This window comes from Deinococcus marmoris (genome assembly GCF_001949125.1).
GTDB classification, from domain to species: domain Bacteria; phylum Deinococcota; class Deinococci; order Deinococcales; family Deinococcaceae; genus Deinococcus; species Deinococcus marmoris_A.
Genome location: NZ_MSTI01000106.1, coordinates 1 through 18,818 on the forward strand (window position 1 = coordinate 1; position 18,818 = coordinate 18,818).

General features: G+C 65.4%; 22 protein-coding genes. 10 read left to right on the forward strand and 12 right to left on the reverse strand.

What is annotated here, in order from left to right; translation table 11 throughout:
- The 4 genes from BOO71_RS27905 to BOO71_RS15680 all read left to right on the forward strand — a co-directional run.
- Positions 1 to 442 (forward strand): hypothetical protein (locus BOO71_RS27905; RefSeq protein WP_217694904.1); only part of this gene is annotated, 442 nt, incomplete at its 5' end.
- Positions 443 to 526: 84 nt separating this feature from the next.
- Positions 527 to 1,267, forward strand: a complete 741-nt coding sequence (locus BOO71_RS15670) for a hypothetical protein (RefSeq protein ID WP_075834017.1) — start codon at positions 527 to 529, stop codon at positions 1,265 to 1,267.
- Between the two features lie 221 nt (positions 1,268 to 1,488).
- On the forward strand, positions 1,489 to 2,265 hold the full coding sequence (locus tag BOO71_RS15675; protein ID WP_075834019.1) for a type III pantothenate kinase: 777 nt from the start codon (positions 1,489 to 1,491) through the stop codon (positions 2,263 to 2,265).
- A 58-nt stretch (positions 2,266 to 2,323) separates the two neighbouring features.
- Complete coding sequence (locus BOO71_RS15680; protein ID WP_075834021.1) at positions 2,324 to 3,250, forward strand: cobalamin-binding protein; 927 nt, start codon at positions 2,324 to 2,326, stop codon at positions 3,248 to 3,250.
- Here BOO71_RS15680 and BOO71_RS15685 read toward each other — a convergent pair.
- Genes BOO71_RS15685 through BOO71_RS15695 form a run of 3 tightly spaced genes read right to left on the reverse strand, consistent with a single transcriptional unit; the run spans position 3,228 to position 5,432 of the window.
- Complete coding sequence (locus tag BOO71_RS15685) at positions 3,228 to 3,779, reverse strand: AAA family ATPase (protein ID WP_075834023.1); 552 nt, start codon at positions 3,777 to 3,779, stop codon at positions 3,228 to 3,230. The genes BOO71_RS15680 and BOO71_RS15685 overlap by 23 nt on opposite strands.
- Positions 3,780 to 3,783: 4 nt before the next feature.
- Positions 3,784 to 4,782 carry an inorganic phosphate transporter gene (locus tag BOO71_RS15690; protein WP_075834025.1) on the reverse strand — a complete coding sequence of 333 codons (999 nt, stop codon included), beginning with the start codon at positions 4,780 to 4,782 and terminating at the stop codon, positions 3,784 to 3,786.
- Between the two features lie 11 nt (positions 4,783 to 4,793).
- Positions 4,794 to 5,432, reverse strand: coding sequence for a DUF47 domain-containing protein (locus tag BOO71_RS15695; protein ID WP_075834027.1), 639 nt, complete (start codon positions 5,430 to 5,432; stop codon positions 4,794 to 4,796).
- A 226-nt stretch (positions 5,433 to 5,658) separates the two neighbouring features.
- On the opposite strand from BOO71_RS15695, the gene BOO71_RS15700 reads away from it, so the two are divergent.
- A complete protein-coding gene (locus BOO71_RS15700; RefSeq protein ID WP_075834029.1) occupies positions 5,659 to 5,943 on the forward strand; it encodes a DUF427 domain-containing protein in 285 nt (94 codons plus the stop codon).
- A 30-nt stretch (positions 5,944 to 5,973) separates the two neighbouring features.
- Positions 5,974 to 7,044 (forward strand): hypothetical protein, encoded by a 1,071-nt coding sequence (locus BOO71_RS15705; protein WP_075834031.1) that lies wholly within the window; start codon positions 5,974 to 5,976, stop codon positions 7,042 to 7,044.
- Positions 7,045 to 7,158: 114 nt separating this feature from the next.
- On the opposite strand, the gene BOO71_RS15710 is transcribed toward BOO71_RS15705, so the two are convergent.
- The 6 genes from BOO71_RS15710 to BOO71_RS15735 all read right to left on the reverse strand — a co-directional run bounded on the left by BOO71_RS15710 (position 7,159) and on the right by BOO71_RS15735 (position 11,944).
- The gene (locus BOO71_RS15710) at positions 7,159 to 7,599 is read right to left on the reverse strand and encodes a hypothetical protein (protein WP_075834033.1); all 441 of its coding nucleotides are present in this window, start codon (positions 7,597 to 7,599) and stop codon (positions 7,159 to 7,161) included.
- 104 nt (positions 7,600 to 7,703) lie between these two features.
- Positions 7,704 to 8,588 carry a formyltetrahydrofolate deformylase gene (gene purU / locus BOO71_RS15715; RefSeq protein ID WP_075834035.1) on the reverse strand — a complete coding sequence of 295 codons (885 nt, stop codon included), beginning with the start codon at positions 8,586 to 8,588 and terminating at the stop codon, positions 7,704 to 7,706.
- A 74-nt stretch (positions 8,589 to 8,662) separates the two neighbouring features.
- The gene (locus BOO71_RS15720; protein WP_075834037.1) at positions 8,663 to 9,112 is read right to left on the reverse strand and encodes a hypothetical protein; all 450 of its coding nucleotides are present in this window, start codon (positions 9,110 to 9,112) and stop codon (positions 8,663 to 8,665) included.
- A gap of 114 nt (positions 9,113 to 9,226) precedes the next feature.
- Entirely contained in the window at positions 9,227 to 10,093 is an 867-nt protein-coding gene (locus BOO71_RS15725; protein ID WP_083653506.1) for an aminoglycoside phosphotransferase family protein, read from the reverse strand.
- The gene (locus BOO71_RS15730; protein WP_083653508.1) at positions 10,056 to 10,709 is read right to left on the reverse strand and encodes a uridine kinase; all 654 of its coding nucleotides are present in this window, start codon (positions 10,707 to 10,709) and stop codon (positions 10,056 to 10,058) included. Before BOO71_RS15730 ends, BOO71_RS15725 begins: the two co-directional genes overlap by 38 nt.
- A gap of 14 nt (positions 10,710 to 10,723) precedes the next feature.
- A complete protein-coding gene (locus tag BOO71_RS15735; protein WP_075834043.1) occupies positions 10,724 to 11,944 on the reverse strand; it encodes a toxic anion resistance protein in 1,221 nt (406 codons plus the stop codon).
- Positions 11,945 to 12,062: 118 nt separating this feature from the next.
- Between BOO71_RS15735 and BOO71_RS15740 the strand changes: the two genes are divergently transcribed.
- The 3 genes from BOO71_RS15740 to BOO71_RS15750 are packed head-to-tail and all read left to right on the forward strand — an operon-like array spanning position 12,063 to position 13,458.
- Complete coding sequence (locus tag BOO71_RS15740) at positions 12,063 to 12,524, forward strand: DMT family transporter (RefSeq protein WP_075834045.1); 462 nt, start codon at positions 12,063 to 12,065, stop codon at positions 12,522 to 12,524.
- Positions 12,521 to 12,973, forward strand: a complete 453-nt coding sequence (locus tag BOO71_RS15745) for a DMT family transporter (protein WP_075834046.1) — start codon at positions 12,521 to 12,523, stop codon at positions 12,971 to 12,973. Before BOO71_RS15740 ends, BOO71_RS15745 begins: the two co-directional genes overlap by 4 nt.
- Entirely contained in the window at positions 12,970 to 13,458 is a 489-nt protein-coding gene (locus BOO71_RS15750) for a MarR family winged helix-turn-helix transcriptional regulator (RefSeq protein ID WP_075834048.1), read from the forward strand. Before BOO71_RS15745 ends, BOO71_RS15750 begins: the two co-directional genes overlap by 4 nt.
- Positions 13,459 to 13,461: 3 nt before the next feature.
- On the opposite strand, the gene BOO71_RS15755 is transcribed toward BOO71_RS15750, so the two are convergent.
- The 3 genes from BOO71_RS15755 to aroA all read right to left on the reverse strand — a co-directional run bounded on the left by BOO71_RS15755 (position 13,462) and on the right by aroA (position 16,619).
- Positions 13,462 to 14,607, reverse strand: a complete 1,146-nt coding sequence (locus BOO71_RS15755) for a PQQ-dependent sugar dehydrogenase (protein WP_083653510.1) — start codon at positions 14,605 to 14,607, stop codon at positions 13,462 to 13,464.
- Positions 14,608 to 14,855: 248 nt separating this feature from the next.
- On the reverse strand, positions 14,856 to 15,149 hold the full coding sequence (locus BOO71_RS15760) for a YiaA/YiaB family inner membrane protein (protein ID WP_075834050.1): 294 nt from the start codon (positions 15,147 to 15,149) through the stop codon (positions 14,856 to 14,858).
- A 129-nt stretch (positions 15,150 to 15,278) separates the two neighbouring features.
- Positions 15,279 to 16,619, reverse strand: a complete 1,341-nt coding sequence (gene aroA / locus BOO71_RS15765; RefSeq protein WP_075834052.1) for a 3-phosphoshikimate 1-carboxyvinyltransferase — start codon at positions 16,617 to 16,619, stop codon at positions 15,279 to 15,281.
- A 542-nt stretch (positions 16,620 to 17,161) separates the two neighbouring features.
- Between aroA and ilvA the strand changes: the two genes are divergently transcribed.
- The gene (gene ilvA / locus BOO71_RS15770; RefSeq protein WP_075834054.1) at positions 17,162 to 18,712 is read left to right on the forward strand and encodes a threonine ammonia-lyase, biosynthetic; all 1,551 of its coding nucleotides are present in this window, start codon (positions 17,162 to 17,164) and stop codon (positions 18,710 to 18,712) included.
- Positions 18,713 to 18,818 lie beyond the last annotated feature (106 nt).

Below are 18,818 nucleotides of genomic sequence, written 5' to 3' on the forward strand. Positions count from 1 at the left end.
TGCCGGCGCTCCCGCAGGCGGCTCGGGCGAGGACGGCGGCGTCACGGCCCGCGCAGGTGGCGGGGGCGGCGGCACCGGGGGCAGCGAGGACCGCCTGCTGAACTGCACGGTGGTGGTGGACGTGCGTGGTTTTCCCACATTCCAGCGCGCCCAGTCCAGCTTCGTGTTCGCGCAGGGCGGAGGCCAGCTCTGGCCCGACGCGGCCCTGATCCAGGGGGTCAGCAGCCAACTGGTGCAGGAGGGCAGCCTCCAGACCTACATCACCAGCGAGGGCCAGATCGGCGACTTTAAAAACGTCACGCGCGTCAAGGCACAGGCGGTGCAGGCCACCAAATTCGCCCCCAGCAGCAATTACATCACCGACGCCGTGCTGTCCGCCCCCGCCGCCGCCCAGTTCCGCTCGGCGGGCAAGGCGTGCCGGGTGGTGTACTTCAAGGATTGAAGAACACAGTGAAAGACACCTTCCCCACCCTGAACGCCGGAAATCAGTTTCCCGTCAACCACAAGTCCCTAAATGGAGTGCAGTATGCGTAAACCCACCCAACTGATGGCCCTCTTGACCCTCGTCCCCCTGCTGTCCGGCCCGGCACTGGCCTGGGTGCCCCAACTGGACGAAACCGTCGCCAAGAACGTGATCGACGGCGCGTATGGCCGCCGCACCCCGGTTCCCACCTTTCTGACGATGGACCTGGGTGTCAAGGACGGCCAGTTCGTCGCCGGGCCACAGGCCGTGACGGCCTTCGCAGGCGGAGCAGCCTGCGTGGACGGCTGGCTGGCCGCCCCCACCGACTACTCGGCAGGCAGCCGTCCCGCCGCCCTGACGGTCAGTGGGCAGGCCGATCAACTGTTCTTCCAGGCCCAGGACGCCCGCGATTCCTTCAAGAACCTGAGCGTCACGGACGCATTGACCGGGGACTACGCCAGCAAGAGGCTCGCCAGCGGAGAACTCCGGGTGGACATCAATGTGCGCGGCCTGCCCACCGAACAGGCCCGCAACGCCTATCTGGTCCGCATGAAGGACAAGGACGGCAAGCTGGTGGCCCCGGTCCGCTCCACCTACGTCAACGACTTCAAACTGGTGGACGCCGCCCAGCCCGCCACACCTGCGACAGCCGCCACAGGCCCGTATCAGGGCACGCTGGTCTACTACTTTGAACCCCTCAAGGCCGGGCTGGCAGCGGGGGCCAAGATGGACCTGCTGATCAAGACCGAGGCCGACAGCGACTGCGCCTACAGCGTGGTTGTGGACCTGAGCAAGTTCCAGTAGAACGCAACCCGATCTCCACGCCTCCTCCCCATCCGGGTGGAGGTTTTTCTTTTGATGGCCGCCGTTGACCCCAGCACCCTCTACTACGGGTTGCGTTAAATTCCAGAACATCCAGGAAAGCGCCGTATGTTCTTCCATACCACGCAACCCGTATTTTTTGCTTCTCCCTTCAGTCGGGTTGAAGTCAGGATTTCAACCGCAAAATGTATAAACTCCCAGGTGTGCCAACCTTTCCCCTTCTGGCCGTGGACATCGGCAACACCAGCACCGTGCTGGGCCTCGCGGACGAGACGCAGACCCTGACCCACACCTGGCGCGTGCGGACCAACCGCGACGCCCTGCCGGACGATCTGGCGCTGCAACTGCACGGCCTGTTCTCGGTGGCCGGGGCGCAGGTGCCGCGCTCGGCGATCCTCAGCAGCGTGGCCCCCCCAGTGGGCGAGAATTACGCGCTGGCCCTGGAGCGGCATTACGGCGTGCAGGCGTTCAGCATCTCGGCCCTGAATCTGCCCGATGTGACGGTGGAACTGGACACCCCCGACGCGGTGGGCGCGGACCGCCTGTGCAACCTGTTCGGCGCAGAGAAGTACATGAACAACCACGAATATGCCGTGGTGGTGGACTTCGGCACCAGCACCAACTTCGACGTGATCGGGCGGGGGCGGCGTTTTATCGGCGGCATTCTGGCAACGGGGGCGCAGGTCAGCGCCGACGCCCTGTTCGCCCGCGCTGCCAAACTGCCGCGCATCACGCTGGAGGCCCCGGCCAGCGCCATCGGCAAGAACACGGTCCACGCGCTGCAATCCGGTCTGGTCTTCGGGTACGCCGAGATGGTGGACGGCCTCCTGCGCCGGATTCGCGCCGAACTCCCGGCCCCCGCCGTCGCCATCGCCACCGGGGGCTTTGCCCGCACCGTGGAAGGCATCTGCCGCGAGATCGAGTATTACGACGACACGCTGACCCTGCGCGGTCTGGTGGAGGTGTGGGCGAGCCGCTGAGGTTGTCCTCAGAGTGGGGGCGCGCCATCCCAGAGCAATTTCGCATTACCCTGACCCTATGACCCACGCCCTCGACACTGCCCCGGACCGCATCATCAGCCTGCTGCCCAGCGCCACCGACCTGCTGTTCGACCTGGGCCTGGGCGCACGGCTGGCCGGGGTCAGCCATTCGTGTGACCATCCGAGGGCGGCAGGGCTGCCGGTGCTGACGCGCTCCATCGTGGATTCGGGCGCGTCTCAGGCCGAGATTGACCGCGCCGTGAGCGAGGCCATGCGCGCGGGACTGGCGCTGTACAGCGTGGACGGCGAGTTGCTGGACGCCATCAATCCCGGTCTGGTGGTCACGCAGGGCGTGTGCGAGGTCTGCGCGGTCACGCCGGGAACGATTGAGGCGGCGGTGCGCTACCTCCCTGGCTGCCTGCCCGCCGCCAACGTGTTAAGCCTGGAGGGCCGCAGCGTGGCTGGGATTCTGGACGACTTGCGGGCTTTGGCTGATGCTGCCGGGGTCACGGAACTTGGCGAGGAACTGGCTGCCAATGCCCAGGTCCGCTGGGACGCCATCCAGCCCGTGTCACACAACCCGCGCGTGCTGACGCTGGAATGGGTGGACCCGCCCTTCTACGGCGGCCACTGGGTTCCCGAACAGGTGGAGCAGGCGGGGGGTGTGAACGTGCTGGGCGCGGCAGGGACAGATAGCGGACGCGCGAGCTGGGAAGAAATCACGGCGCTGGACCCCGACGTGATCGTGGTGATGTGCTGCGGCTACGGCCTGGAGAAGAACGCAGAATTTGCCCGCGAACTGCTGGCGAAAACCGAATTGCGGGCCGTCCGTGAAGGTCAACTGTGGGCCGTGGACGCCAACGCCCATTTCTCCCGCCCGGCGCTGGGCGTGGTGCGCGGCGCAGAGGTGCTGGCCGAACTGCTGCGCGGGCGCGAATGCGCGGGCGAGAGTCTGAGACTGGTCAGCCAGCCAGCCACGATCTGACCCACGCCAGCGCCTGGGCGTGGGCATCGGATACGCCCGTGTCCAATCGCAGCAACGGCGCGTGAAGCTCCAGCGGCTCCCAGTTGGCATTTGCGGGCAGGTGGTTATGGAGGCCAGGATGGTCAATGTAGGGCCGTAATTTGGCCTCCACCCGCCCCGCATGACGGCGTTTCAACTCGGCCATCTCGGCAGAGCAGTGAATCTGGATGATCTGCGCCCCGTGTTTCTCGGCAAGCGGAATGATGTTCACCTCGCTCATTCCGACATAGAAATGGGTTTCCAGAATCAGGCTCTGCCCCGCCGTCAGGAGGGCGTCGGCAGCCCGGAGCATCACGAAATAACCCACCTTGCCCATCTCGCTGTGATGGGCGAGGCGCTCCTCTTCGGGCAACAGGTCCAGCAGGACTTGCTTGTAATCGTCCTTGGAGATGACTGGCAGAGCGAGTTCTCGCCCCAGAAACGCCGCCAGTGTCGTTTTCCCGGCGGCGGGCAGGCCCGTGACGACGATCAGCAGCGGGGCTGCTCTCAACCCCCTAGACCCCTATCGCCAGAATGATCTTGTGGATGACCCAGCCCAGCGCGATACACGTCGGGATGGTGAACACCCACGCGCTGACGATTTTCCCGGCCACCTGCCACTTGACCTTCTTAAAGCCCTTGGTGGTGCCCACGCCCATGATCGCGGTGCTGATGGTGTGCGTGGTACTGACCGGAATGCCCAGGCGGCTGGCCGTTTCAATGATCAGCGCGGCGCTCGTTTCGGCCACGAAGCCGTCCACGGGTTTGAGGTCTACCACCTTGAAACCCATCGTCTTGATGATGCGCCAGCCGCCGATGGCCGTGCCCATGCCCATCGCGGTGGCCGCCGCCAGGATGACCCACAGCGGCACGGTCTGCATCTGCGTCCCGAAATACGCGCTGAGGGCGAAGGTGATGATGCCCATCGTCTTCTGCGCGTCGTTGCCACCGTGCGAGAAGGCCATGAAAGCGGCACTCAGAATCTGCGCCCAGCGGAAGGTGCGCGTGACCGTGCGCGGCCTCATCCACCTCAGCACCAGCCACGACAGCAGGAACATCAACAGAATGGGGATCATGAAGCCCAGCACCGGACTGGTCAGCAGCCCGGTCAGTGTCTTCTGCACGCCCTTGGGAATGATGATGCCCCAGCCCCCGGCGGCCACACCCGCGCCCACCAGACTGAAGATCAGGGCGTGGCTGGAGCTGCTGGGCAGGCCCTTCCACCACGTGAACAGGTTCCAGCCGATGGCACTCAGCAGCGCAGCGCCCACCAGTTCCAGCGTGGCGTACTGCTGCGAGACGATGTCCTCGCTGACGGTCTTGGCCACCGCCGTCCCGGTCAGCGCGCCCACCACGTTCATCACGGCGGACATGGCAATCGCCTGCGCGGGCGTCAGGACCCGCGTGGCGACGGAGGTGGCGATGGCGTTGGCGGTGTCGTGAAAGCCGTTGATGAAGTCAAAGATCAGCGCCAGCGCGACGATGATGATCAGGCCGATAAGTGCAGGTTCCACAGGCAGCGGCTCTAAGCGTTCTTCAGGAGAATGCTCTCCACCGTCTTGGCCACGCGCTGCGCCTGATCGCTGGCGTTCTCGATCAGGTTCACGATCTCGCCGCTGCGCATGGCCAGGATCATGCCCGGCACATCGGTCACGCCGTCGTACAGCACGCGCTGCACCTCGTCACTGATGTCGTCTCCCTGGTCTTCGAGGGTGTAGATCTGATCGGCAATTTTGGCCAGTTCGCCCACCTTGCTGTTGTCCTCAATCAGCGGCATGCCCTGGGCCAGCAGCGCGCACTGGGCCTCCACCACGCGGGCCAGCGCGGCCATCTGTGGCAGCGGCGTCTGGATGCGGTACAGGCTGAGCTTGACCGCCGCGTCTTCCATATCGTCCACCAGATCGTCCAGATCCTCGTTCAGGGCGATGATGTCCTCGCGGTCAAAGGGCACGATGAACGACTCGGCCAGCAGGTTGGTCACCTCGCGGGATAAGCGGTCCCCGACGTGTTCCAGGTCGCGCACGCGCTGCACCTTGGCCTCCACATCGCTGTAGTTTTCCAGCAGGTCCACGAGCGCCTGGGCGGTGGCGTGGGCATTGCGGGCGGCCTCGGCGAAGCGGGCGCTGAACTTGGGGTTGCTGGGCATGAATTTGGATAGAACCATGACAAATCCTCCGTATTGTCCTCCGTTATGTCATGGAATTGTCAGGCGGGGAAAACAGGGCGGGGTGAGCGACCAGATTTTCCGCCTTCCTTGCCCCACCCAGCTCCAATCGCCGTGCGAGCAAGTGCGGCCCGGACCGGGCGCAGATTGAGCAGGCACAGATTGAGCGGACACAGATGAAGGCCGGGCGACAGTGTCACCCCCACCCGCCGCCGTACCCTGAAGCATGAAAGCCACCTGGAACGGAACAGTCATCGCGCAGTCGGACAACACAGTCGTCGTGGAGGGCAACCACTACTTCCCCGCAGACAGCGTGAAGGCGGATTACCTGCGCCCAAGCGACACCCACTCGGCCTGCCCGTGGAAGGGCACGGCCAGCTACCACACGCTGGAAGTAGACGGCAAGCGCAACCCCGACGCCGCGTGGTACTACCCCCAGCCCAAGGACGCCGCCAGGGAGATCAAGGACCGCGTGGCCTTCTGGAAGGGCGTGGAAATCACGGCAGACTGATACGGGTTCCGGGCATGGCACCATAAGGGCATGACCCAGCCCCCTCCCAGCTTTCCAGAGCTGCCCATCACTGCCGCCGAACTCGCTGCGGCCCGCGCCGGGGTCACCGTCAGAGGCGGGCGCATTATGGGCACGCTGGGGGTTCTGGCGGCCCTCTCGGCGCTGGGCGGCCTGCTGGGGTTCTGGGCGTTGTGGTGGAGTTTCGGGGAATTGCCGCGCTGGCTGGCCTCGCTGAACGAACTGAGCGACGGCGATCTGCCCCAACTGAATGCCGCCGAGCTGGTCCCTGCCTGGGCGCTGCCTTCCCTGCTGGGCCTGGGCCTGCTGGCCACTGCCCTTTACGTGTGGGCCATCCTGGTGGCCCGGCAGACGGTGGGCGCAGTGTGGGACCAGACGCTGAACCCCGGCCCGGACCACACCGGGGCGCTGGAGCGCAGCGTCCGCACGGTGCGGCCCTGGATTGTGCTGGGACAGATCGCGCCGATCTTGCAGCTTCTGATCCCGCTGCTGGCGGTGCCCCTGACCTTCGGCCTGATCCGGCAACTCGATCCCCAGACCTTCCAGGGCGTCGGTTTCGGCCCGGCAGAGATCGGGGCCATCGTGCTGGGCGTGGTGGTTCAGAGCCTGCCCACCGTGATCATCACCTGGCTGATCCTGGCGGCCATCCGGCGCTGGCTGGACGCCGTGGTGGCCCGTGCCCACACCCCCGTGCCAGTACGTCCAGCCGCGCGTGGGGTGGACCCCTGGCTGCTGTTCACGCTGGTGCTGCTGGTGCTGGGGCTGGCGGGCTTGCTGCTGGGCGGTCTGCCCCTGCTGGCGTTCTCCGCGTTCGTGGGCAGCGCACCGCTGAACGACCCGGATCTGGCGGCGCTGGGCATCACGCCCGCCGCGCTGCGTGCCGTGCTGCTCGTCGGCGCGGCGGCCATGCTGCTGGGCGCGTTCATCTACCTGCTGCTGACCCTGCTGATGGGCTGGTCACGCGGCTTTGCCAGCAATGTCGCCACCGTGCTGGACGCCGGATTGCCTGGGCGACCCGTGATGCCAGCCCATGATCCCTGGAGCGGCCCGGTGCAGCCCGCGCAGGGCCGGGAGCCTTACTGAGCGCGCACGTTCGGCAGGGAGATGATCTCCAGGACCAGCCATCAGCCGCAGCCGAAAGCGAGACACAGAACAGGCCGCCTGAACTTTCCAGTGCGGCCCGCCACTTCCACGAGATTACAGGTTGAAGAAACGCAGCAGCGGCCTCCACCACGGAATCCCGGCCAGCGCCACCACCAGACTCAGCACCGTCCAGAGGGTCATGGCACGGAATTTGGCGGGATTCGCCACCGCCCGTTTGCTCAGGGCCGAGGCCAGGGTGGCGAAGACGGCGGCCAGCACGCCCAGGCCCAGGTGTTCCCACTGGAAGCTGGGCCGCGCGCCCGCGAACACCTGAATGTTCTGCGCGCCCAGAAACCCGTACAGCAGCAGCCCCAGCACCAGTTGCAGGCTGACGGTGCCCACGAAGGCCACCACCGGGCGGCGGTCCGCCGCGACGAAGGCCCGCCCGGAACTGAGACCCGAGAAGCCCCGGAACAGCGCCCACACCCCGGCCAGCAGGACCAGCCAGCGGTTGATGTTGTGCAGCGTGAGCAGAATGACGTACAGGGTTGCCATGCGCCCAGCCTACGGGGCGGCGGTGGGCCGGGTCAAAGGCAAAGGGTTGAGCGTTCAGGAAAGACGCTTGAAATGGAACGTGTTTTCCCTGTCCCACACAGGTTTCAGAACACCACCGTCTTGTTGCCGTGGACCAGCACGCGGTCCTCGACATGGGCCTTGACAGCGCGGGCCAGCACCTGCCGCTCCACGTCGCGGCCCAGGCGCATCAGGGTGTCGGGGGTTTCGCGGTGGGTGACGGGAATCACGTCCTGCGCGATGATCGGCCCGGCGTCCAGTTCCTCGGTGACATAGTGGCTGGTTGCGCCGATCAGCTTGACACCCCGGTTAAAGGCCGCGCGGTACGGGTTCGCGCCGATGAAGGCGGGCAGGAAACTGTGGTGGATGTTGATCACGGGCCGCCCGAAGCCACGGAGGAAATCCCCCGACAGAATCTGCATGTAGCGGGCCAGCACCACAAATTCGGCGTCGGCCTCACGCAGCAGGCGGACCTGTTCGGCCTCGGCCTCAGCCTTGTTCTCCTTACCCACCGGAACGACGTGAAAGGGAATGTCGAACATCTCGGCGTCGCGGCGCAGGTCCTCGTGGTTGCTGATGATCAGCGGGATGGTCACGTTCAGTTCGCCCCGGCGTTTGCGCCACAGCAGGTCCAGAAAACAGTGGTCATAGCGGCTGACCAGAATCGCCATGCGCTTCGGCTCGGCGCGGTAGGCCAGCTTCCACTCCATCTGAAAGGGCTGGGCCACCACGCCTGCAAAAGCCCGCTCGAAGCCGTCACGGGACAGGTCAAGCCCGTCCAGATAGAACTCCATCCGCATAAAAAATGTACCGCCTGCCGGATCGGTGCTGTGCTGATCGCTGTGGATGATGTTTGCGCCGTGGTTGTGCAGAAACTGCGACACCGACGCCACGATGCCCCCACGGTCCGGGCAGGTGATGGTCAGTGTCGCAGTGTTCAGGGGATCGGGGACAGAGGCGGGAGCGGTCATGGGGTGCAGAATACGGGAGCGGTGCGCCCGCCGATCCGCGCCTTTTAGCTGTGATGCCGTTAGCTCTGGGGCAGTTAGCTCAGGCCGCCGCGTGCGTACAGGCCGCCGATGATAAAAGTCATCAGCACAAAGGCCAGCGAGGCCACTGTCAGGCCCAGCGCCTTGACTGAGCTGTCGCGCGCGTCGCGCTTGGGGAGCCAGTAGTACAGCATCACCAGACCCAGCGCACCCAGACCGCCCAGGTAATGGACGTACTTCTGCACGGTGCCCAGCCCCTGATCCAGCAATTTGATGCCGATCAGCGCCTGAACCATCAACGCGATCTGAAAGGCGATCAGGGCCGCGTTCTGCCAGCCGCCCAGCGCGGGGCTGCGGGGTGAATCCGTACCGCCCGAAGTCTGGCCGCCCGAGGTTTTGAGGGTGGCGAGGCCACGCCAGTTGAGAAGCACGGTGGCAATGGCCGCCAGCACGACGATACCGCCAATGGCGTTGTGAAGGGCAGGCTGAATGATGATCTCGTCCATGATTTTGAACTCCTTGGAAAGTGGCTGGGCAGTTACTTACCGGTAGGTAAGCTTGAGAGCTAGCCTATCTGCTTTCAGTAATGCCGTCAAGTGACCTCCACCCCGACTGAACACTTAATCCAGCCGATTCAGACAGCTCCGCGCGAAGGCGGCTGCCTCAGCCAGGCGTTGCGGGCAGCCCTGCTCGGCGGCGCGGCCCGCGCGGTGAAAGGCCAGCAACAGGCCGAACAGCGCTGCATTCCGGTCACAAGACTCAGCAGCGGCTCCAGCCACAAGTTCCGCCGCGTTCCAGCCGTGGAAATAAGCCACGCTGGCAACGTCCCAGGCGGGCGGACCGATGGCCGCATCCCCAAAGTCCAGCAGCGCCCGCAGTCGTCCATCCTGCCAGCGAAACTGCCCGGCGTGCAGATCGGTGTGACACAGCGCAGAAGGGGGTTCGGCCACCTGCCACAGCTCCGGCTCCAGCGCGGCCAGTGGGAGGGTGAGGTCCGGCGCGTGGTGGATGAGCGGCTGGGCGGACAGCCTGCCCCCATTGAGCGGCCACGCTTTCAGGCGGGTGCGGAGGCCATCTGCCGGAGTGGAAGCGACGCCCTGCAAATTTCCACCCCGGTCCTCCAGCACTCCGAATCCAGCGTGAGGCAGGGCATGCAGCACGCCCAGCGCCTGCCCCAGATCGGCCCAGCCCTCGCGTGACGGTCCCGCATCGTCTCCAGCCACGAAACTTTCCAGACTGAAGGCCCGCCCAGAGGGCAACCAGCCGACTTCCAGCACTTCGGGCACAGACACGCCAGCGGCAGACAGCGCCCGCATGACACTCGTCTGCGAAGAGAGCCGCGCCTCTGGACCGTGCGCCAGCCGCAGCACCCGCTCGCCATCCGTGTAAACCTCGCAGGTTGCCCCAATCGACAGAAAACGCGCCGTGGGACCGAGGATGCGCCGCGCCTCAGCTTCCAGATGCATCGGAGACGATGAATGGGGCATTGAGGTCACTGTTGTCCACCACCACGCCTGCCCAGTTTTCCGGCTGGGCCTCCCGAAAATACAGTCGGTTGCCCCCGATATACCGACGGTTGCTCTCAGCCTCCGAATCGGGAGAGCCGAAGCCAGAGCCGCGCGCCGCGCCGCGTGGAACGGACACGGCAAAATCGACGCGCAGAAAAACAGAGTCGTCCCACACGCCGCGCAACTCCGAGCGGTGCAGGAACAGACCGTCCACGATCAGGATGCTGCCGGGCCGGGCGGTCAATTCTGTTTGAGAAACGGGTTGATCCGCGTCCACGTCAAAAATTGCCGTCTGGTAACGCATTGAGCCGTCCGGCCCCAGCGGGTTCAGCAGTGCCCGCCTCAGCCCCGCGTAGTCGTAGGAGTCGCGGTAAAAACCTTCGGGCGAGTCCCGACCCAGGCGATAGCGCACGGCACGGGGACTGTGGAAGCCGTCCACGCTGGTGCGGATGACCTCGCGGCCCAGGCTTCTGAGACTGGCAGCTAGTTCGTCGGCAAACGTCGTCTTGCCTGCGCCGTCTACCCCATCCACGGCAACGCGCAGGACGGGACGGGCAGGCTGGGCATCGAGCCTCGCGGCCAACGTTCCCAGCACCGTCTGACGGGCGTTCAGAGCTTCAGTTCACCGTCTCTGGACACGTTCAGGTCCTGGGCCACCTCGCGGGCCGCCCCCTGGCGTTCGCGGTCCAGGTAGGTCTGGGCCTGGGCCACCTCCTTGTCCAGCACCTGCATGGTCTCGCTGAAACGCTCCAGCGCCTGCTGACGGTAGGCGCTGATGGCGTCCAGCGCGCCATACACGTCGCGGAAGGCCCCCTGGATGATCTGCGGGTCCACCGTGGCGCTGCCCGCCTGCCGCTGAATCTCGGTGGACTGCTGCTTCAGGAGGCTGGCCGTGGAGCCGATCATCTTGCCCGTGGTGTCGTTGATGGCCGTGATCTGCCCCAGTACTGCGCCCTGCGTCCCCAGCGCCTGCGAGACCATCAGCGCAGTTTTGAGGGCGCTGACGGTGGTGGTAGTGGCCCGGTCCACACCCTTGATCAGCTCCAGATTGTTGCGCCGCACCAGATCGAGGGCGAGGTAGCCCTGAATGCTGACCGCCAACTGGGTCAGCAAATCGGTGACGCGCTGACGGACGGCGAACAGCAGTTCCTCGCTGACCATGCGGGCCTTCTCAGGGTCCGTCGTCGCCAGTTCGGACAGCCGCTCGGTCAGGGCCGTGTCCACCGCCTTGCCGACGTGGGCGTACTGCCGCAGCTTCTGCATGGTCTCCCACAGGTGCAGCTTCTCGGTCTCGATGGTGGCGTTGTCGCGCCGCAGCTCATCCTGACCCCGGTACAGAGATTCCAGAATGCCGTTCAGGTGCGACTGGGCACTCTGATACTTGTCCATCGCGTTCTGCACCTTCTTGGCCCCTGGCAGGATGCCGAACAGGCGGCGCGGCGTGGGGGCGCGGCTGGGGTCCAGATCCTCCACGGTGCGGCGCAGCTCGGTCAGGCCGTTGAGGATGTCGCTGCCCTCGGCCAGTGCGCCGCTGCGGGTGGCGCGCAGGGGGCGGTCCAGCATGCGGTTGCTGGTCTGCGCCGCCGCGCGCTGTTCAGGCAGGCCCAGATCATGCACAGCGTCCAGCTTGCGCTTGAACTCCGGGCTGTGCGCCCCGGAATTCAGCACGTCCAGAGCAAAGGCGCGGGCCATGCCGTCCAAGCGGGTGCGGTCCTCGTTGGACAGCGGCACCATTTCGGGCGCGTCCACCGGGGCCACGTTCTTGACGGCCTCCGGCGCGCTCAGGGAAGTTTCGGGTGGAATCAGCGGGCCGGGTTTGCCATCGGTCATGCTCTCTATTACGCACCAAAACGGTGAGGGGTTGCATCCGGCAAAAGGCGTAAGGGGTTGAGGAAAGCCCATTTCAATTCCTTCGCCAGAAAACAGTTTACCGGTGTAACATCTGAGCATGATTTCCGAATCCAGACGCGCCCCCTTCCTTCTCCTGGCGGTGGCTGCCGGAACCCTGTTGCCCATGCAGTTCGCCGTGAACAGTGCGCTGGCGGGCGAACTGCACTCGGTGACGCTGACGGCGGGCCTCTCTTATCTGGTGGGCGCAGTGGCGCTGGGCATCGTGCTGGCGCTGCTGCGGGTGCGTCCTAACTGGACGGCGGCAGCGACTGCTCCGCGCTGGGTGTGGCTGGGCGGCGTGGTGGGCAGCGCCTACGTGGTGGGCAGCGTGGTCCTGACCCGGCTGCTGGGCGCGGCCCTGGCCACCACGTTCGTGATTGCCGCGCAGGTGCTGACCGCGCTGGCGCTGGATCATTTTGGCGCGCTGGGGCTGCCACGCAGACGGATGAACCGCACGCGCACGCTGGCCGTGCTGCTGGTGCTGGCAGCGCTGGCGCTGCGACTGTGGGGGCTAAGATGAGTCTGGTGGCGCTGCTGGCAACCATCGGCGCGGGCATCGGCCTGTCGGCGGGGCTGGCCTTTAACCTGCGGCTGGCAGCGGTCCTGGGTTCGCCGCTGATCGCCACGTTTGTTACGTTCTGGGTGGGTGCGGCGCTGCTGATCTCGCTGTGGGCGCTGGGAGTGGACGGCGCACGGCCTGACACCTGGCCCGCACTGTGGACCCTGATGGGCGGCCTGCTGGGCGTCACCTACGTCACCCTGAGCCTGATCACGGGCGCGCGGCTGGGGGCCGGGGCCAGCACGGTGGCGGTCACACTGGGACAGGTTGTGGGGGCGGCCATCATCACGGGCCTGGGCTGGCTGGGACAGAGTGCTCAGCCACCCACCCTGGCCGGAATTCTGAGCGCGGCACTGCTGCTGGGCGCGGTGGGCCTGCTGGCTGCTGACCGGGGACGGAAGCAGGCATGAAAGACACTCCTACCGCCGAGCTTTTGACCCGTATCGAACGCGACTGGCATGCGGCGCGGCCCGATCTGGACCCGCAGCCGATGCTGACGGTGATTGCGGTGCAGCGCACCTCTGGACTGCTTCAGACCGAGTTGGAGGCATTTTTTGCCCAGCACAGCCTCACTCCGTCTGCCTTTGATGTGCTGGCCACGCTGCGCCGCTCCGCCCCCCCAGAAGGCTTGACGCTGGGAGAACTGGCCGCACTGATGGCGATCACGCCGCCCGCCGTGACGAAGCGGGTGGACGTTTTGACGGAGCGGGAACTCGTGGAACGGCTGCCACACCCCTCAGACCGCCGCGCCATTCGCGCCCGCCTGACCGCGACGGGATTTGAGCTGGTGGACGGTCTCCTGACCGCTCATCTTGAAAACGAGGAACGGCTGCTGGCAGACCTGAGCGGCGACGAGAGGCGGACCCTCAGAACGTTGCTGGGGCGGATTCGCTGAGTATCACTTCCCCACGTACTGGATGCGCCAGACCCTACCCGCACCGTCGTCGCTGAGAAGCAGCGCACCATCAGCAGCCACCACCGGGTCAACGGGGCGTCCACTGGCCTTGTCGTTCTTGAGGAAGCCCGTCAGAAAATCGGCCACTTTTCCCGTTTTCGGATCGACGGTGATCAGCTTGTAGCCGCTCTTCTCACTGCGGTTCCAACTGCCGTGCAGGGCCACGAACATCTGCCCGGCGTAGGTCTGCGGAAAGGTCTTGCCGGTGTAAAAAGCCAGTCCCAGCGGCGCGGAGTGCGCGGTGGTCAGGGCGAAGGCGGGGGTGGCAGCCTTGCATACGGCGGCGCTCTTCTTGCCAAAGTCCGTGTCCCAGACCTGAGCTTCCCCGGCTTTGGTGGTGTAGCAATACGGCCAGCCGAACGAGTTGCCGCTGTTCACCTTGTAAAAGCCCTCCGGCGGGATGTTGTCACCCAGGCCATCGCGCCCGTTGTTGGTGGAGTACAACTGACCGTCAAACCACTCGATGCCCACCGCGTTTCGCAGGCCGCTGGCGTACTCCTTGCCGTTCTTGCCGTCCGCGTCGTAGACCCAGATGGCCGCGCGCCTTGCGTCGCTTTCCTCGCAGACGTTGCAGGAGCTTCCGGCAGACACGTACATCCTGTCGTCCGGTCCAAAGACCACCGTGCGCGTGGAGTGGCCGCCGTCACTGGGCAGATCAACCAGCTTTTCAGCCGAGCCGCCCGCTTTCATCTCCCCCGCCTTGTACGGAAAACGCACCACGCTGTTGGTGTTGGCGACATACAGGTAGCCGCCGTGGATGGCGAGGCCATGCGGCTGATTCAGGCCACTGGCAAAAACTTCCTTGCTGTCTGCCTGACCGTTTTGATCCCGGTCCGGCAGCACGTAGACCTTGCCCGCCGAGGTGTCGCTGAGCAGCACGTCGCCATTGGCTGCAACGACCATGAAACGCGGTTTCTGAAAGCCGTCGGCATAGGGCGTGACCTTGAATCCAGCGGGAACGCTCAGGCCGGAGGTTTCCAGCGGGGGTTGCGCGGCCTTGTCACCCGTCTGCGTGTTGTTCTGGGCATTGGTCTGGGCGCAGCCCACACAGGCCAGGGCAAGAGTACCGATGAGCAGGAATTTATTCATGTCTCCAGTTCAACATCCGGCCATGAGGGCAGTGGAGAAAACAGCTAAAGCACCCGCCCCAAACCACGAAAAGGCCCTCTCCGTGGGGAAAGGGCCAGATGGGATGTACGCCTCATACGGACTCCGATTAGAGGGTGTTGAAAACACCCGTAATCCGAGCGGAGCGAGAAGGAGAAGAACGGATGCCGGACGTGGAGTGTAGGAATCGGCGCTGTTCCGATTCCTGCACGAAACAAACGGAATCCGTATCAGCTCTCGTACTTGCTCAGCACCTGCTCGGTGCGCGCGCTCTTGACGCGGTTGACCAGCCGTTCGTACTCGTGCCTGTCGCGCAGCGCCTTGCTGAGGGTCAGGGTGCTGGCGGTCAGGAACAGCGTGCCCATGTACAGGTAGCCCCTGATCCACCAGTCCACCGGCAGGTAGTAAATCCCAATGATCATCAGCGTCATGGCGATCCCGAAGGCCAGCCAGATAAAGCTCATCCATGCGGGGGAGTCTCCGAGCAGATCGGGGTTGGTGTAGGACGCGGCGTGCTGGGTCATGGGCAAAACCTCCTGAAGCGTGTGGGCGAAGGAAGGTGCGAAATCTTGCCCAGAGTGTAAGAGGTGACAAACGTCCCGCACCCGGTTTTAAACGCGGTGCAAAAAAGATGGATTGACAGCGTGCTGGAGCTAATACACGTCCGTCGGCAGGTATTCAAACCTGGCTCCCAGTGCCTCCAGATGACGGAAAAACAGCGGGTAACTCTTGCGGATGTGGTGCGCGCCGGTAATCCGAATGGGCGCGTCGGCCCGCAGGCCCAGCAGGGTCAGCAGCATGATCATGCGGTGATCGCCGTGACCGTCGGCGGTGACGCCCCCGGCAATTTTGCCCGTCCCGGTGATGCTCAGGCTGTCTGCCGTCTCGGTGGCATGGATGCCCAGCCGCTCCAGCTCGCGCCGCGTGTCGCTGATGCGGTCACATTCCTTGAGGCGCAGCGTGGACACGTTTTCCCAGGTGGTTTCGCCCCCGGCCAGCGCGGCGGCGGCGGTCAGCGCCTGCACCGCGTCGGTAAAGCCGTCTCCATCCCGCGTGACGGCATTCAGAGGCTGGCCCCCGCGCACGATCAACGTATCCCCCTCGCGCACGATGTCCGCACCCATCTGGCGCAGCACGGCCACCGCCTCGCGCTCGCCCTGGAGGTCATTCTCGCGCAGGTTGCCCAGGCGGACCTCGCCGGGGAGCAGGGCCGCCGCCGCCAGAATGGCCGCCGAGCCGGGATAATCGCCCGGAACGGACACCCGCCCGGCCCCGTACTTCTGCCCACCCGGAATGGAAATGCGGCTGAGATCCTCACTGGCGCTGAAGCGCACACCAAACGCGCTCAGCGTGTCCAGCGTCTGCCGCAGCGGCGCGTGGCTCTTGATCTGCCCGGTCAGGCGCAGGTCCAATCCACGGGGAAGCAGCGGTCCCAGGAAGATCAGGGCGCTGGCGTACTGGCTGGACTTCTCGGCCCCCACCTCCACTGTTCCGCCCTGCACCGGGCCGGAGATGGTCAGCGGCAGGCGTCCACCGTTGCTGCTCACGCGTGCGCCCAGGCGTTCCAGCGCCGCCAGCAAATCACCCTGCGGACGCTTGCCCAGCGAGTCGGGGTAATCGGTGACGAAGGTGGTGTCCTGCGTCAGCGCCGCCACGCCCATCAGAAAGCGGGCCACTGCGCCCGCGTTGCCAGGATTGAGGGTCACGCCCGTACGGGGAACCGCGCCGAATCCCCGGATCACGGCGTCGTCGCCCACCAGGGTCACGCCCGCACCCCAGTCTTCCAGGCAGCGCAGCATGGCCCCGGCGTCCTCGCTGCTGGCGATGCCTACCACGCGGGTCTCGCCCTCGGCCAGCGCCGCCGCCAGCAGGTAGCGCGTGGTGTAGTTCTTGCTGGGCTGGGCGCGAAGCTCGCCGCTCAGGGCCTGGGCCGGGTGGACGAGAACATCGAACGTTTCTGGTAATTCTGGAGTGGACAGGCCATCTGGACTCATGCGGGCAGGCTAGCGCCGGAAGGCAACGCGGGCGGGGCGGCTGTCTGGAGGAAGGACCGCCCGCATGACGGCCAGCTCCCCACAAAGGCAGAGACAGATGGGGAGGAACCGATGCCAGCCCTTCAAACTCTCTACAGCCCACAAAACCGTAACCAAAACAGCAACCGAAGGCCGTCGGGCGCGCAGCGGACGGGCCGCATTCAGCGTGACGGAGCAGGGCATCAGACCCGGATACAGCCGTCCACCTCCACCAGAAACGCCCATAAACTCGTGCCTAGCGCAGCGCTGCTCCCCCTGCCACTCTGCTTCGCAGCTTTACAAGTCCGGGGTAGGGGGCTGGGGGGCGGGGCTGTTCGTAAAAATGGCCTTGTCTACCCCTCAACCCTCTATCCCCCAGGACTCTCCCCTATCCTCACCCTTATGAACGCGGCGCGAATTATTGGCAGGTCAGGGGAAGGCACCTGACAGCCGCCGCGCTGCCCAGAGTTCCCCCCGCCACCGACGCGGGGGCTTTTTTTGCATTCAGTACGGAGGATAGACACATGATCCAGCCCCAGGAATTTGAACCCGGCCAGATGACCGCGATGGATGTGCTGCGCCTCGCCCTGACCGGCAAGGTGTACGGCGCGGCCATCGAAACCCCGATCAGCGCCGCCCCCGGCCTGAGCAAACGCACGGGCAACCACGTGCTGCTCAAACGCGAGGACCTGCAACCGATCTTCTCGTTCAAACTGCGCGGCGCGTACAACAAGATGGCGCAACTTTCGCCACAGCAGCGCGAAAAGGGCGTGATCACGGCGTCGGCGGGCAACCACGCGCAGGGGGTGGCCTATGCGGCGCAGGAACTGAAGATGCGGGCGGTGATCGTGATGCCCGCCACGACGCCCGAGATCAAGATCGAGGGCTGCCGCGCCCGTGGGGCCGAGGTCATCCTGCACGGCGACAGCTTCAGCGACGCCGAAACCCACGCCTACGCGCTGCAAAAGGAGCTGGGCCTGACCTTCGTGCATCCCTTCGACGATCCCCTGGTGCTGGCCGGACAGGGCACGGTGGCGCTGGAACTGCTGCGGCAGGTGGAGACTGGCAACGGCTACACGGTCTTCGTGCCAGTAGGCGGCGGCGGACTCATCGCGGGCGTGGCGAGCGTGATCAAGGCCCTGCGCCCCGACGTGAAAGTGGTGGGCGTGGAACCGGACGACAGCGACGCCATGTATCAGAGCTTGCAGGCCGATACGCGGGTGCGGCTGGACTCGGTGGGCATCTTCGTGGACGGCGTGGCGGTCAAGCAGGTGGGGGCCTACACCTTTGACCTGACGCGGCGCTATGTGGACGACTGGGTGCGCGTCAACACCGATCAAGTCTGCGCGGCCATCAAGGACGTGTTCGACGATACCCGCGCCGTGATGGAACCCGCCGGGGCGCTGGCGGTGGCGGGCCTCAAGAAATATGCGCGCGAGCATGGCCTCAAGGACGAAACGCTGGTGGCGCTGACCTGCGGCGCGAACGTCAACTTTGATCGCCTGCGCCACGTCTCGGAGCGGGCCGAGATCGGCGAACAGCGCGAGGCGATTCTGGCCGTGACCATCCCCGAGCGGGCCGGGGCCTTCCGCGAATTTATCGAGGTGATCGGCGCGCGGGCCGTGACCGAGTTCAATTACCGCTACGCCCCCCGCAGCGAGGCGCAGATCTTCGTGGGCGTGCAACTGGCCTCTGCGGGGCAGCGCGGCGAACTGGTGGACACCCTGACCGCCCGTGGCTACGCCGTTCTGGACCTGACCGACGACGAACTGGCCAAGGTCCATGTCCGCCACATGGTGGGAGGCCGCGCCCCGGAGGCCGAGGGCGAGCGCGTCTATTCCTTCACTTTCCCCGAACGCCCCGGCGCGCTGCTGGAATTCCTGACACATCTGCACGGGCGCTGGAACATCAGCCTGTTCCATTACCGCAACCACGGCAGCGCCCACGGACGGGTGCTGGCCGGGATTCAGGTGCCGGAGGAGGACGGAGCCGACTTCGCCACTTTCCTGCGTGGCCTGGGCTACCCATCGGATGAGATGACGCAGAATCCGGCGTACCGACTGTTTCTGACCTGAAGTCTCTGAGAGCGTGTTTATAAAGGGTCCGATCCGGTGGCAAGCTTGAGGTGTGAAACGCAAGCCTTACTCATCGGACCTGACCCAAGCCCAGTTTAAGCGGCTC

Bases quoted from the DNA above. Each gene is read 5' to 3' on its own strand.
- BOO71_RS15670 (WP_075834017.1), top strand. From the start codon at position 527: ATGCGTAAACCCACCCAACTGATGGCCCTCTTGACCCTCGTCCCCCTG.
- BOO71_RS15680 (WP_075834021.1), top strand. From the start codon at position 2,324: ATGACCCACGCCCTCGACACTGCCCCGGACCGCATCATCAGCCTGCTG.
- BOO71_RS15695 (WP_075834027.1), bottom strand. From the start codon at position 5,432: ATGGTTCTATCCAAATTCATGCCCAGCAACCCCAAGTTCAGCGCCCGC.
- BOO71_RS15700 (WP_075834029.1), top strand. From the start codon at position 5,659: ATGAAAGCCACCTGGAACGGAACAGTCATCGCGCAGTCGGACAACACA.
- BOO71_RS15705 (WP_075834031.1), top strand. From the start codon at position 5,974: ATGACCCAGCCCCCTCCCAGCTTTCCAGAGCTGCCCATCACTGCCGCC.
- BOO71_RS15710 (WP_075834033.1), bottom strand. From the start codon at position 7,599: ATGGCAACCCTGTACGTCATTCTGCTCACGCTGCACAACATCAACCGC.
- purU (WP_075834035.1), bottom strand. From the start codon at position 8,588: ATGACCGCTCCCGCCTCTGTCCCCGATCCCCTGAACACTGCGACACTG.
- BOO71_RS15720 (WP_075834037.1), bottom strand. From the start codon at position 9,112: ATGGACGAGATCATCATTCAGCCTGCCCTTCACAACGCCATTGGCGGT.
- BOO71_RS15725 (WP_083653506.1), bottom strand. From the start codon at position 10,093: ATGCCCCATTCATCGTCTCCGATGCATCTGGAAGCTGAGGCGCGGCGC.
- BOO71_RS15735 (WP_075834043.1), bottom strand. From the start codon at position 11,944: ATGACCGATGGCAAACCCGGCCCGCTGATTCCACCCGAAACTTCCCTG.
- BOO71_RS15740 (WP_075834045.1), top strand. From the start codon at position 12,063: ATGATTTCCGAATCCAGACGCGCCCCCTTCCTTCTCCTGGCGGTGGCT.
- BOO71_RS15745 (WP_075834046.1), top strand. From the start codon at position 12,521: ATGAGTCTGGTGGCGCTGCTGGCAACCATCGGCGCGGGCATCGGCCTG.
- BOO71_RS15750 (WP_075834048.1), top strand. From the start codon at position 12,970: ATGAAAGACACTCCTACCGCCGAGCTTTTGACCCGTATCGAACGCGAC.
- BOO71_RS15755 (WP_083653510.1), bottom strand. From the start codon at position 14,607: ATGAATAAATTCCTGCTCATCGGTACTCTTGCCCTGGCCTGTGTGGGC.
- BOO71_RS15760 (WP_075834050.1), bottom strand. From the start codon at position 15,149: ATGACCCAGCACGCCGCGTCCTACACCAACCCCGATCTGCTCGGAGAC.
- aroA (WP_075834052.1), bottom strand. From the start codon at position 16,619: ATGAGTCCAGATGGCCTGTCCACTCCAGAATTACCAGAAACGTTCGAT.
- ilvA (WP_075834054.1), top strand. From the start codon at position 17,162: ATGATCCAGCCCCAGGAATTTGAACCCGGCCAGATGACCGCGATGGAT.